This is a genomic window from Sodalinema sp. (assembly GCF_046483825.1).
In the GTDB taxonomy this organism is placed as follows: Bacteria; Cyanobacteriota; Cyanobacteriia; order Cyanobacteriales; family Geitlerinemataceae; genus Sodalinema.
On sequence record NZ_JAWOCL010000073.1, the window covers coordinates 1 to 13053 of the forward strand.

The following is a 13053-nucleotide window of genomic DNA, read 5'->3' on the forward strand; positions in this document are numbered from 1 at the left end:
GGAAGAACCCACCCCCAACCCCTCCCAAGAGGGGAAGAACCCACCCCAACCCCTCCCAAGAGGGGAAGAACCCACCCCAACCCCTCCCAACAGGGGAAGAACCCACCCCCAACCCCTCCCAAGAGGGGAGACAGGAGACGAATTAAGACTAAAAATCCGCCAAACTTATTTATACCTAAATATCCTAAAAAAACATAAAATTTTGGTTTAATAAAATGAAGCCCAAAATCTTACCCTACAATCCAAAACTAAAAGAAACAGCACGGCAGTTGCGCAAGAACATGACCGCTCCCGAAGTCAAGCTATGGAATCACCTAAAACGAGGGCAGATGCAAGGTTTTGACTTTGACAGACAACGTCCTATTGATGAATATATTGTTGATTTTTATTGTAAGAAATTGATGTTGGCTATTGAAATTGACGGGTCATCCCATGAGAGTGAAGAAGCGCAAGAACAAGATAAATATCGACAAGCACGCTTGGAAACCTTGGGAATTAGATTTTTGCGATTTACAAATTGGCAGGTCATCCACGAGACGGATGGAGTACTTATAGCAATTCGTGAGTGGATTCGTAATAATTCACCAACCGCGTGACTTCTCAACCTTAGACTTCCAATTGCAAAACCAGATCTTGTTCCTAAGAGGGAAAACCCACCCCAACCCCTCCCAAGAGGGGAAGAACCCACCCCAACCCCTCCCAAGAGGGGAAGAACCCACCCCAACCCCTCCCAAGAGGGGAAACCAGAGGAAAATCCCCTCCAGGGAGGGGTGCCCGAAGGGCGGGGTGGGTCATCGGGGTATTTGGCATCCTCCCAGGACTGTTGTGACAACCCCGCTTTGCGGGCCTCGTTGTCACGTCCCTGTCCAACAAGAACTTAAACCGATTTTGATTCAAGCCGTAGGGACGCCAAATCCCCTCGGTGAGAGGGGTTAGGGGTGGATTTATTTCTATTGCCTTTCCCCTCAAAGACACTCCAACGCCTCGGCATGATGGCGTAAATGGTCTTCCATGAAACTCGCAATAAAATAATAACTATGGTCATACCCCGGTTGCCGCCGTAACCGCAGGTCCACCCCAGCCTCCTGACAAGCCGCCTCAAAGCGTTCAGGTAATAACTGACCTTGGGCCAAAAACGAATCCGCCTCCCCCTGGTCAATCAAAATCGGACCCCGCCAAGCCGCAGTTTTCACCAACTCACTCGCATCATAAGCCGACCAAGTTTGGCGATTCTCCCCTAAATAGCCGCGAAACGCCGTTTCCCCCCAGGGACAAGACATCGGGGCAGCAATCGGCGCAAACGCAGACACAGACTGGTAGCGAGAGGGATGACGCAACGCACAAACCAGGGCACCATGACCCCCCATCGAATGCCCAAAAATACTCTGACGCGAGGTATCCACCGAGAAATTCTCCGCAATCAGGGCCGGGAGTTCCTCGGTGACATAAGAATACATCTGATAATGATTCGCCCAAGGAGATTCCGTCGCATCCACATAAAAGCTGGCCCCACTCCCAAAATCCCAACGGTCATTTTCTCCCGCTAATCCCAAATTGCGGGGGCTCGTGTCGGGGGCCACTAACATCAAACCATACTCCGCCGCCAGCCGTTGCGCCCCGGCTTTGCTGATGAAGTTCTCCTCGGTACAGGTTAACCCCGATAACCAATAGAGAATTGGAACCGGCTGCTGGGCCGCCTGGGGGGGAAGATAGACGGAAAACCCCATCGGTGCGTTACAGGTTTGGCTCGAATGTTGATAAAACTGAGTGGTTCCGCCAAAGGAACGACTGTCTTTTGTCAGCGTTAGGGTCATGATTCGGGGAAGGTGACGACGGTACGAATGGCCTCGCCGGCGTGCATGAGGTCGAAGGCGTCGTTGATGCGGTTGATGGGGATGATGTTGGTGACGAGACTATCGATGTCGATTTTTCCATCCATGTACCAATCGACAATTTTGGGGACATCCCGGCGACCTTTGGCCCCACCAAAGGCGGTTCCTCGCCAAACGCGACCCGTCACCAGTTGGAAGGGACGGGTACTAATTTCTTGGCCGGCCCCGGCGACGCCGATAATGACTGATTCTCCCCAGCCTTTATGACAGCATTCGAGGGCCTGACGCATGACTTTGACGCTACCGATACATTCAAAGCTATAGTCGGCCCCGCCGTCGGTGAGGTCGATAATGGCGGCTACCACGTCGTCGACGTCGTTGGGGTTAATAAAATGAGTCATGCCAAATTTCTCGGCCAGGGGACGTTTGGCGGGGTTGAGGTCGACGCCGATGATTTGGTTGGCCCCGATGAGACGGGCACCCTGTATGACGTTGAGGCCAATTCCTCCTAAGCCGAACACGACGACATTAGACCCGGGTTCGACTTTGGCGGTGTTGATGACGGCCCCAACGCCGGTGGTGACGCCGCAACCGATGAGACAGACTTTGTCGAGGGGTGCATCGTCGCGGATTTTGGCGACGGCGATTTCGGGGAGAACGGTGACGTTGGCGAAGGTGGAGGTTCCCATGTAGTGATGGATTTTTTTGCCGTTGAGGGAGAAACGACTGGTTCCATCGGGCATGACGCCTTGGCCTTGGGTGCTACGAATGGCTTGGCAGAGGTTGGTTTTGCCGCTGAGACAGTATTTGCATTGGCGACATTCGGGGGTGTAGAGGGGAATGACGCGATCGCCCACCTTAAGACTTTTTACCTCATCGCCTACGTCCACGACAACCCCAGCTCCTTCATGCCCCAAAATGGCGGGAAAGAGTCCCTCGGGGTCATCGCCAGACAGGGTGTAGGCATCGGTATGACAAACCCCAGTGGCTTTGATTTCTACCATCACTTCTCCGGCTTTGGGGCCGTCGAGTTGGACGGTTTCTAAACTTAGGGGTTCGCCGGCTTTCCAGGCCACGGCGGCTTGTACATCCATAATGGGTTATTTCTGAATCAGGAACCGAGTTGATTGTAACGAAGAATTTGTCCAAACTTGCCTATTTTTCAACAAGTTTGGTCTTGACAAATTGCACAAAAAATGCCACAAGATGGGCGATGATTCAGTTCGCGAAGTTTTGGGCGAGCTACCTCTTGACAAATTGCACAAAAAATGCCACAAGATGGGCGTTGCCTAAACGTGGGCCTTAAACGTTAGCGTAGTCAAAAATGCGGTCCCAAACCCAGTCGATGACCTGTTGAGCGTCCGATAGCGGTAAGACTTGACAACAGCCTTGCTCATCATAGGTCAGAAGGGGGGTATTTTGGGGACCGCCGCGCAGAGTTTCTAAACTCTGGAGGGGGGTGTGAATGTCGAAATCGATTTTTGTGCCGAAGCGGGCCTCCATCCACTGTTCGATTTCATCGTCGAGTTGATCAGGAGTCAGAGGTTTGGGGTGGATGAGAAGATGGTAATAGACTAACAGGACTTCTTTGCATTCTTCATCTTGGGCGTCTTGGATGAGACTGCTAAAGACACTGGAGTTGGTGGCAATGTTGCGGAAAAATAGGGTGTCGGTGACTTTTTTTTGGAATTTAATCCGTTTACTCTGATATTTGGTATATTGCTTGAAGGCCAATCCTCCTAAAGCAACCATTAAGGACAAAACGGCGAGGAGGACAGGAAGCAGGTTATCGACATCTTCTTCGTCAGCTTGTAAGGCGTCAATATCCGGCGAGCCAACGGTTAGGAAAAGAATCACACTGAGAACCAGTAAAAGCTGAGGAAGAATCCGTAAAATGGCGGGAACGGCGGCCCCGATCGCCGGAATACCAAAAAGTAGGCGATCTTTAAGGGTCATACTGGTTTGAACGTTGGGAAACAACAGTTCAAGATCGGGTTTTGGTACATTTTTATAGAGATAGACATACATTTTTCCGGGAATAAATTTTAAGTCTTCTAGGTCAATTTCCTGAGCTTGAAAATGCTTTTTGCCTTTGTAGCGAATTAGCATAACGACTCGCTGCAAAATGTCTAATTTCTTGGTTTCTGTCCAAAAGATCCATTTTTTGAGTTCAACGGTTTCAAAGATATCGCCACGATAAAAACAAACAAAGCGGTCAAAATCCTCAAAGTTGACATGAGTTTGTAAATCCACCAAAGAGCTTTCTTCTAAGGCTTGTTGTAACATCTCATCGGAGAGTTCCATGTAGTTGGCCCCTTTCAACACCCGGCGGAACTGACTAACCACCTGTTCATCCATCGTTTCTAGGTCAGATGCAGTCGGTTCTCTGAGGAGATGGGTATCTCGATCTGGGTTGAAAACGGCGTAGTTATTTAAAATTTGAGTGGCGTAGTCCTTAAAGCGAAAATGATAGTAAGATGCCAAAATTTGGGCAAAGTCTCGAAAGGTTTGACAATCTTCGGGACTGAGTTGACCATCGTTGACACAAAAATCAACGAGATCGTTGAGTCGATAGGGAATAAAGGCTTCTCGATCCTCGTACACGGCCATGAAGAGTTCTCAATCCATTCTTGATAGTTTCAACGTTATCACCGTAGCCGGGACTCGGGCAACTCTGGACTTGAATTGGCTGGCTATGGCTTGAGTATAACCCGTAAAATAAGTCATCTCAAATTCATCAGAGAGAGAGTCCCGGCGATGGGTCACGATTCCTCGACTAACCCGGTTTGGGGGATGATAAACTTGAATTAGTCACCTAAACAAATTCCTAAGCCACGAGCCGTTTTGACAAGAGTTCCTTCTGGGTCAACCACTCGATAGGTTTTGATGGCTTCGGCGATGGGAACGGTGATAACTTCGCGATTTTGCCAGGTTACCATGACATCATACTCGTTGCGGGCGATCGCCTCAACGGCAGCGACCCCAAAGGCTGAGGCCAACAAACGGTCATGGGGGGAAGAAATCCCCCCCCGCTGGATATGGCCTAAGACGGTCACACGAGTTTCTGCACCGGTGGCTTCACCAATTTTATCGGAGAGATATTGACCAATTCCCCCCAGGCGACATTCTCCGAATTGTTCCATTTTGGTCATGTGTTCCCCGGATTCGGTACAGACGGCTTCGGAGACAATCACCAAGGTGTAGTTTTGACCCCGTTTTTGTCGGTTTTGAATGCCTTGACAGATGTTTTCGAGTTTATAGTTAATTTCGGGAATTAAAATCACATCGGCCCCACCGGCAATTCCGGCGTTTAAGGCAATATGACCCGCGTCTCGTCCCATGACTTCTAAAATCATGACCCGATTGTGACTTGCGGCGGTAAAGTGAAGTCGATCTAAGGCTTCGGTGGCAATCGTTACGGCGGTGTCAAAGCCGATAGAGCGCTCGGTAATGCCCACATCGTTGTCGATGGTTTTGGGGATACCGATAAAGTTGAATTTTCCTTGTTGAGCCAGACGATGCAGAATCGCTAAACTGCCATCGCCGCCGATGCCAATTAAGGCATCTAATTCCAGTTTATAATAGCCGTTGATAATCTCTTGGCTGCGATCGCAAACAGTTCCATCAACGAGTTTAAAGGCAAAGGGATTCCCTTTATTGGTGGTTCCGAGAATGGTTCCCCCTCGGGTTAAGATGGGGTCAACATTAGCAATGGTTAAGGGAATCGCGTTAGGTGGGTCAGCCATTAAGCCATTGGTGGCTTGACAAATTCCCAAAACCTCCCAACCATATTGATGCGCACAGCGAACGACGCCGCGAATAGCTGCATTTAAGCCTGCACAGTCCCCACCACTGGTGAGAATGCCAATTCGTTTGTGTTCTCTCACGGCAGCTTGTCCTTGTTACGGTATAAACGATGACGAGTTGAGTATGCAGCACTAGGGCGGCTTTGGGGTAGTTTTAGTAACGAAACTTCAGACTTGATTGACTCTAGTTTCCCGTCTCTCTCAGAGGTGATGGACTCGAAATTGAGGCCAATCTATTGTCCAGTCAAGTTTTGCTGCGATTGTAACCGAAAACTGGCAATTTGCCAGGGTGCGATCGTTTCATTACCAACTTGCGTCTCGTCCAAGAGATTGACGCGGGTTCGGGTCATCTCAGTGAAGACTCCGCCGAGAGCAAGCTGTTGCGCTTCTCCATGACGGTCGTGGACGCGAAGAATCCATTGGTTCGGATAGCGATCGCTGGCTTTGAGGGCCATCAATTTGAGAGAGTCTGGCGCAACAGATAGCCATTGATGGGACTGACTGGGGGGGCGATCGCCACCCGAAGCGGTAATATTAGTATAGACCCGTAACGGCTGATTCAGTTCATCGGCCCGATGGTCAGTTTTGCCGGTTTTCCAATCTCCTGGATGGACAGAAATGGCGTAGGTCATGTGATGGATACCCCGATCTGATTCAGGATTGGGCCATTGACAACCCCGCAATAAGGTCAGTCGCAATTGATTGGGTTTGGCATCATAGCCATGTTTACAATTTTGTAGCAGACTCACCCCAAAATCCCTTGTGGATAGGTCGGCCCATTGTAGGGCGGGAACTTCCCATTTTGCGGCTTCGGCTGGAGTTTGGGGTTGGGTCGGACGGGCGATCGTACCACAGGCCATGTCATAGTTGGCGATATCCGTATTAAAGGCAAAATTGAAGGCCGTTTTTAACAAAACTTGCCGTTCTTGCCAATCAATTTCAGTCTCAATCACCAGAACAGACGCATCTTTGTCGAGGATATAGTCTTGACAAATTCTCGATTCTCCTAAACGACGCACCACTCGTAACCGTTGACGCAAGTTCCCCGATTCTAGGAAATCGAAGCATTCTAATTCTGGCGGATTGAGGGGATACTGTTCATAGTTGGGATCGATATTCCAAGCATCCCAATATTGCCCTTGATCTCGAAACGCTTGTAACTGATTACCCCCTTGAGAATTGAGCAGTTCCTGTTGATTTCGTTTGTCAAAAATTTGCTGAATATTACCCGTTTCTGCGTCAATTGTAGCCCGCAAATTGGCGTTTTCCAGGACAGGGGCGCGAGTTGTGTGGTAAGATAGGTTATCCTGGGGAGCTTCTTCATCTATATAGAGCCAATATCTGGCACAACCCACACCGGGAACCGCCTCCGCCAATATCTGTAACTCTCCCTGAAACCGCTGACTGGGTACGGGTTCGCCGCAGAGGTTGCAAACACGCCACCGCCTGTCAGAGTTAGGAAGGGGAAGACTGACGACCTGCGATCGCGACCAAGTCAGAGCGTTAACCACATAGACCGGAATCGCCTCAGGATAAGGAGGCGTCGAGGCGGGAAGGCCTTGCAACAACGTCATGATGGCCCCATCGCGAATCGCCTTAGCCGTCGCCAATCCCGCCGCACTGACACGATTCGCCTCCGCCAAAACCTCAGGAATCGTCGAACCGGGGAGGATATCGTGAAACTGATTGAAGAGTAAGTCTTTCCAAACCTTCTCCAAACTCTCCCCAGGATAGGGAACCTCGGCGGTTATCGTTGCCAAGGAGGCGAAGACTTCGGCCTGGTAGAGACAGCGTTCTCCTTCGCGATTGGCCCGTTTGCGATCGCCCTCCGTCGTATAGCAGCCACGATGAAACTGCAAATAGAGTTCATCGCGCCAAACCGGACAAGTGGCATCGACTTGACCTTGGAGGCGATCGAGATAATCCGTTGCCGAAGAAAACGCCAATTTAGGAAACAGCGATGACCCTTGCCAACGCCTCGCCACCTCCAACATATCACGAGTCGGTCCACCGCCATGATCACCCACCCCCGGCAACCACAAACCATCACTCAATCCCGTTTTGTCTTGCCAACTTTTCAAATAACTCGCCATCTGTTGCGGCTCAATTCCTTGACCAATCGGGGCAGACATTAAACTCAAAATCCGAGTTCCATCTGGGCTTTCCCACCAAAACAGATCATAAGGAAACTCCGTTGTATCATTCCAGCGCAACTTTTGGGTCACAAAATAGTCAATCCCTCCCTGTTTTAGCAACTGTGGAAGTTGCCAACAAAAGCCAAAACTATCCGGAAGCCAAGCCACCCGCACCGGCTGACCAAACTTCTCCAGAACATACTGTTGCCCATAAAGAATTTGGCGAACAATAGATTCCCCAGAAATCAGATTTAACTCCGGTTCCACCCACAATCCCGCCGCAACCTCCCAGACGCCTCGCTCAACCTGAGTTTTAATGCTTGCAAACAAGTCAGGTCTATGGCATTCAATCCAGTCATATAACGCCGCCGAAGAATGAGAAAAAACCAACTCCGGGAATTGCGTTTGCAAGTTTAAAACAGATTTAAAAGTTCGTTGTGCTGCCGTCCAAGTTTCAGAAATCTCCCACAGCCAAGCCATATCCAAATGAGCATGACCCATCAAGTATAAAGTTCCCTGGGTTGAGGAAAACACATCATTTAATTGCTCATGTAGCTGCTGTAATTCTTCCAGAAATTGTTCTTGTTTTTGCGGTAAAAGTTCGAAATTTGGAATCACTAAAGTATTCAATTTTTTATTAAAAAATCCAGAACAAAACTGACGGCAAACCGCTAATTCATCTGCAACAAAACCAGGATCAAGATGCTCATTTTCATAGATTAAATCTGACGTAACCAACGCCCCATCATCATGGCTAGGACTCACCAAATAGAGAGCTACATGAAGCGTTTGCCCCGGTTGAACAGACTCATCTAACAGAATCCGACCAAAACAGTCAAACAAATCTCCAGTACGGTGGAGGATTCCATTTAGATAAAGTTGAGCAAAATCAGCCCACCATCGTAATGATAAATAGAGGCGAAATCGACTCACATCAAAGCCATTTATAGACTTAGGAATGACGAGAGTTTGACTTAACCAAAGTTCCTCTTTGCCGCGCCTCCAGGGAATATGTCCCCGCTCATTGAGTGTAACCGGTTGCCAATTGAGCCAAGTCTGAGGATTAAGAGGCTCGGATATGGAACCATGAGCCTGTCGCCATTGATTGAGAACATCAAGGCGACAGAGAGATTGGAGTTGGTCTTGGAGTGGTTGGAGAGCGTCAGTCACGAGGGTTCGTTGAGAGTCTACAAAGTGTCTCCATATTCCCCCAAAACCGCCAAAATGGCCTCTAAGGCTTGTCGATTTGCTAAATTAGGGTCTAATTGGAAACGGATTTCGGCAGCACGGCATCGAGCTTCGATTCTAGCTCGGCGAGCCGCTCGTTCTCTTTCCTCGCCTCTTCGTTGCTCTTCCTCAGCTCTTCGTTGCTTTTCTTGAGCCAGGCGGTCTGTTTCTCGATTTCGACGGTTCCACTCAACGCCGAAATTAACCACTGCCACCAGGAAGGCTGCCACAGTGAGTCGGTTGCTCCAGGTTCGTGGTTCGGTGATGTATCCGAGGAGGCTGAAGTCTTGTTCATCATAAAATCTCAGAAAGGCAACGGCAATGGTCAGCACCGTCAAGATAGTTCCTGGGAGTAAAGACAGGAAGTTTAGCCAACGTTGAGGGCGCAATAGCTTCATTGTAGCAACCTCAGTTTTGGCGAATTTTACCATGCCTCCTTAACGCCTTACCACGGTTTTGTGAAAATGTCAAGATTGCCGAGGTCGATATTTCGTGTTATCAACTGTTAACTGTTGGCGATTAACTGTTGGCGATCAGTTGTCTTTCCAAAGTAGTCGCAGGGCAATAAAGGCAAACCCGAGAGCGGCTAAACCTTTGAGGATTTGGGTGGGTAGAAGTTCAGCGACGGCATCCCCGGCAAGCACTCCGAGAAAACTCGCTAAAACTAAGGCTCCAGCGGTTCCGAAAAAGACAGCTTGAGGGGATTTAGAACTGCCACTGAGGGCGATCGCAGCCAATTGACTTTTATCGCCAAGTTCTGAGAGGAAAACGGCGATAAAGGTTAATCCGAGTAAATCCCAATCCATCGTTAATCGTCCTAAACATTAAAGGTTTACCATTTCTCCGAGGAGGAGAATGGCAATAAACAAAAGAATGACAGCGGCAAAGGTTTCAATCGTTTCTTCCGAGACACGATTGGCGAGCCAACGCCCCAAGAGAACCCCAATTAAACTGGTGGTAATTAGGGCTAAAGCGGCTCCTAAAAAGACAACCCAGGGCGCGTCAGACTCGGCGGTCATTAGCAGGGTAGTCAGTTGAGTTTTATCCCCCATTTCCGCCAAGAAAATAGTGATAAAGGTCGAGCCGAAAATCCCTAGGATCGATTTGGAGGTTTTGCCCGTCGAGGGAGAGGTACGCTCTGGGGGGTCTTGGACTGGGGAAGGGGTGGGAGCTTTCACAGATGCGGCGTGATAACAAACATCATATTATTTTACATGGGGTTTGAGGGTTCGGTCTCTGGGAGCGGTCAGCAATCGGCTTTGGGGCGCAAAATTCGCGGTTTGCCGACGGCGCGGTCAAAGCGTATCATCTCTAGGCTACGATCGCCGTAAATGTCCTCGATATGCTCCCGACAGCAGTCGATGGCAAACTCATCGAGGTCCTCGGGATCAATATCATAGCGCTGCTCATACTCTTGGGCGTCCACCCGACAGAAGCCAGGGCGTTTCTCATAAATGCCGCATTCTCGGGTATCGTGGTCATAATGCTTACACCAGCCATCGTCCTTGACCAGACTCAGGTAGAGCTGGAGTTCCTCTCGGGAGAGATACTCCTCTAAGTCGGGACGCTCTTCAGGGGCCAGATAACAGCAGGCGCCACACTGTTTTACACATTGCCAGGTTGCCACGGTGGAAACTCCAAGGGATGATAGGGGTGGGTCGTCAGGGGCGATCGCCCCCAAGGCTGACGGGACACGGATTTATACTTTTGTAAAGTTTCTTAAAATTTAGGACCCATCAGCCAGTAAGATATTAAACGGCATTTCCCGCGATTTATATCGACCCTGTTTTTTCTGTTTGAGAGGATTTTATGGAAGCGTTAACATCAGCACTCACATCAATCAACTGGGAACCCATTTTCCAACTCACCTTTGTTGGTTTAATTCTCGTTTCGGGACCCGTGGTGATCTTTCTCCTCGCCTTCCGGGGTGGTGACCTCTAAAGCGGGAGACCTTGAGGAGACTTTGAGACTCATCTCTTAAGCCCGATCGCCATCGGGCTTTTCGCTAATTGGTTCCCGAGTTTGGGACAACCGCATCAAGACGACGAGCCGTTTAACACCGCCAGGGCTGCTTTTATTAAATCGTAAAATCGCCGTTCTCGCACATCGACATAGCGAGCATTGTCTCGCGAGGTTCCCAGCAGGCCCATTTGGTTACCCTGATTCACCGCCAAGACTTGACCGCGATCATTACGAATGCGGAGTTCTTTAGTTTCCCCATGAGGGTAGAGGCCACAGAAATAGACCCGATTTTGGTACTCAAACCGCTGTAGGGTGTCCCCCGCCTCAGTCACCGCCTCCTCAGCCTTAGCCGAAGCAACCTCCGTTGACTCAATCACCGTGGCCTCGGGAATCTCCTCCTCACTCGTCCGAGACTCCCAAACCACGCCCTCAGGACGACGAGCGCCAACCACCTCTAACTGGAGCGAAACCTGTCCTTGCCACTCATTCTCCCCCAGTTTGTAGGCTAAATCTAGGGGACTGGGTAAGGGGAAATACTCACCCCAACGCCAGGCGATCGCCCCAATCGACGTCTCAGACTCCCCCTGAGCCAATTCCAGCTTCAGATGGCCCTTTCCCACCGTCTTCTGTTGCAAAACCCGCACCTGAGACGAATAAAACACCGGCGTGGGATTCCCAATTCCAAAAGGTTGCAGTTGTTCAACCTCCTCAAACCGCTCCAAATCGAGATCCTCAAACTCCAACTCCCCACTCAGTCGAACCAACGGTTTGAGATGTTCCGGCTGCAAGCATTGACAGGCGAACTCACTCAACCGCTGACGAAAGGCCTCTAAATTGGCTTCCGGGAGCGAAAACCCCCCAGCCGCCGGATGTCCCCCATACTTGGTTAGTAAATCCCCGCAATAGTCCAAAGCCTCAAACACATTAAATTCAGGAATCCCCCGCGCCGAACCCCGCACTTGTTGCAATTCCTCATCCTCATAGGTGCAGATAAACACCGGAACCCCGTAGCGTTCCACCAAACGGGAGGCGACAATACCAATTACTCCATGATGCCAATTGGCTTGCAGGGGAACCAGAACCCTTGTCTCAGGGAGGGTATCGCGCAACGAATCACTCCAGGCGATCGCCTCCCGTTCAATCTCCTCACACATCTCCTGGCGGGTGCGGTTAATCTGTTCACATTGCATGGCCCGTTCCAAAGCGATCCCCTCGTCATCTGTCGACAACAACTCAATCACCAACTGGGGATCACCAATGCGCCCCACCGCATTAATGCGAGGACCGAGGCGGAAACCAATGGCATCAGGTTTTAGGGCTTTTTTGCCATTGTCCCTTGCTCCCGACACCTGCACGAGCGCCTGAATGCCCGGAATTTGCGAATTTGCCAGGAGGTGCAACCCCTGTAAAACCCAATATCGGTTGACGCCGGTGAGGGGGGCCAAGTCGGCGATCGTTCCCAACGTCAGCAATTCCAACATAGGAAGTCGGAACGCATCCCCCTGTCCAAAATGTTCTCCGAGGTGCATGGCCAACATATAGGCCACCCCCACCCCCGCCATACCGCGATAGGGAGAGTTCTCTGGGGCCATTTTGGGGTTAAGAATGGAACTGGCGGGAGGAATCACCTCGGGCAAATCATGGTGATCGGTAATAATCACTTCCATCCCCAATTCTCGGGCTTCCTCAACCGGCCCATAGGCGCTAATGCCATTATCGACAGTGATAATTAACCCCACCCCCGCCTCAGCAAACTCATTCACGAGGCGGGAGTTAATGCCATAGCCATCGCTCATGCGGCTGGGAATCGCATAATCGACATTTGCCCCCAAACGTCCCAAAGCCCGCAACAGTAGGGCGGTACTGGTCATACCATCAGCATCATAGTCCCCACAGATGGCGATCGCCCGTTCCGTCTCAATCATCTCCACAATGAGATCGAGACTAAGGGCTAAATCGGGGAAATCCTGAAGGGGTGGCGGCAGTTCGAGGCTGTCAGGTTCCAGGAAAATTTGAGCCGCCTCAGGACTCTCTAAGCCCCGTTCCATGAGGATTTGGGCAATGAGGGGAGAGACATTGAGAGACTCAGCC

At 50.3% G+C, this 13053-nt stretch carries 12 protein-coding genes; 2 read left to right on the forward strand and 10 right to left on the reverse strand.

Annotated elements, in window-relative coordinates; all coding sequences use genetic code 11:
- The first annotated feature begins 215 nt into the window (after positions 1-215).
- Positions 216-596 (forward strand): endonuclease domain-containing protein, encoded by a 381-nt coding sequence (locus R6U67_RS04875; RefSeq protein WP_410251510.1) that lies wholly within the window; start codon positions 216-218, stop codon positions 594-596.
- Positions 597-965: 369 nt separating this feature from the next.
- On the opposite strand, the gene fghA is transcribed toward R6U67_RS04875, so the two are convergent.
- The 9 genes from fghA to R6U67_RS04920 all read right to left on the reverse strand — a co-directional run bounded on the left by fghA (position 966) and on the right by R6U67_RS04920 (position 10627).
- On the reverse strand, positions 966-1814 hold the full coding sequence (fghA, locus tag R6U67_RS04880; RefSeq protein WP_410251511.1) for an S-formylglutathione hydrolase: 849 nt from the start codon (positions 1812-1814) through the stop codon (positions 966-968).
- Complete coding sequence (locus R6U67_RS04885; protein ID WP_410251512.1) at positions 1811-2926, reverse strand: S-(hydroxymethyl)glutathione dehydrogenase/class III alcohol dehydrogenase; 1116 nt, start codon at positions 2924-2926, stop codon at positions 1811-1813. Before R6U67_RS04885 ends, fghA begins: the two co-directional genes overlap by 4 nt.
- A gap of 208 nt (positions 2927-3134) precedes the next feature.
- Complete coding sequence (locus R6U67_RS04890) at positions 3135-4442, reverse strand: TMEM143 family protein (RefSeq protein ID WP_410251513.1); 1308 nt, start codon at positions 4440-4442, stop codon at positions 3135-3137.
- Positions 4443-4639: 197 nt separating this feature from the next.
- Positions 4640-5719 (reverse strand): ATP-dependent 6-phosphofructokinase, encoded by a 1080-nt coding sequence (locus R6U67_RS04895; protein WP_410251514.1) that lies wholly within the window; start codon positions 5717-5719, stop codon positions 4640-4642.
- 152 nt (positions 5720-5871) lie between these two features.
- A complete protein-coding gene (locus R6U67_RS04900; RefSeq protein WP_410251515.1) occupies positions 5872-8943 on the reverse strand; it encodes an alpha-mannosidase in 3072 nt (1023 codons plus the stop codon).
- A 17-nt stretch (positions 8944-8960) separates the two neighbouring features.
- A complete protein-coding gene (locus tag R6U67_RS04905; protein ID WP_410251516.1) occupies positions 8961-9398 on the reverse strand; it encodes a hypothetical protein in 438 nt (145 codons plus the stop codon).
- Between the two features lie 135 nt (positions 9399-9533).
- Entirely contained in the window at positions 9534-9806 is a 273-nt protein-coding gene (locus R6U67_RS04910) for a TMEM165/GDT1 family protein (protein ID WP_068788898.1), read from the reverse strand.
- Positions 9807-9824: 18 nt separating this feature from the next.
- Positions 9825-10178, reverse strand: coding sequence for a TMEM165/GDT1 family protein (locus tag R6U67_RS04915; protein ID WP_410251517.1), 354 nt, complete (start codon positions 10176-10178; stop codon positions 9825-9827).
- Positions 10179-10246: 68 nt separating this feature from the next.
- Positions 10247-10627 (reverse strand): YkgJ family cysteine cluster protein, encoded by a 381-nt coding sequence (locus tag R6U67_RS04920; protein WP_410251518.1) that lies wholly within the window; start codon positions 10625-10627, stop codon positions 10247-10249.
- 182 nt (positions 10628-10809) lie between these two features.
- Between R6U67_RS04920 and psb30 the strand changes: the two genes are divergently transcribed.
- Complete coding sequence (gene psb30 / locus R6U67_RS04925; protein ID WP_068788901.1) at positions 10810-10941, forward strand: photosystem II reaction center protein Ycf12/Psb30; 132 nt, start codon at positions 10810-10812, stop codon at positions 10939-10941.
- Between the two features lie 95 nt (positions 10942-11036).
- On the opposite strand, the gene recJ is transcribed toward psb30, so the two are convergent.
- On the reverse strand, positions 11037-13053 hold a 2017-nt coding region (gene recJ, locus R6U67_RS04930), incomplete at its 5' end, for a single-stranded-DNA-specific exonuclease RecJ (protein WP_410251519.1).

Bases quoted from the DNA above. Each gene is read 5' to 3' on its own strand.
- R6U67_RS04875 (WP_410251510.1), top strand. From the start codon at position 216: ATGAAGCCCAAAATCTTACCCTACAATCCAAAACTAAAAGAAACAGCA.
- fghA (WP_410251511.1), bottom strand. From the start codon at position 1,814: ATGACCCTAACGCTGACAAAAGACAGTCGTTCCTTTGGCGGAACCACT.
- R6U67_RS04885 (WP_410251512.1), bottom strand. From the start codon at position 2,926: ATGGATGTACAAGCCGCCGTGGCCTGGAAAGCCGGCGAACCCCTAAGT.
- R6U67_RS04890 (WP_410251513.1), bottom strand. From the start codon at position 4,442: ATGGCCGTGTACGAGGATCGAGAAGCCTTTATTCCCTATCGACTCAAC.
- R6U67_RS04905 (WP_410251516.1), bottom strand. From the start codon at position 9,398: ATGAAGCTATTGCGCCCTCAACGTTGGCTAAACTTCCTGTCTTTACTC.
- R6U67_RS04910 (WP_068788898.1), bottom strand. From the start codon at position 9,806: ATGGATTGGGATTTACTCGGATTAACCTTTATCGCCGTTTTCCTCTCA.
- psb30 (WP_068788901.1), top strand. From the start codon at position 10,810: ATGGAAGCGTTAACATCAGCACTCACATCAATCAACTGGGAACCCATT.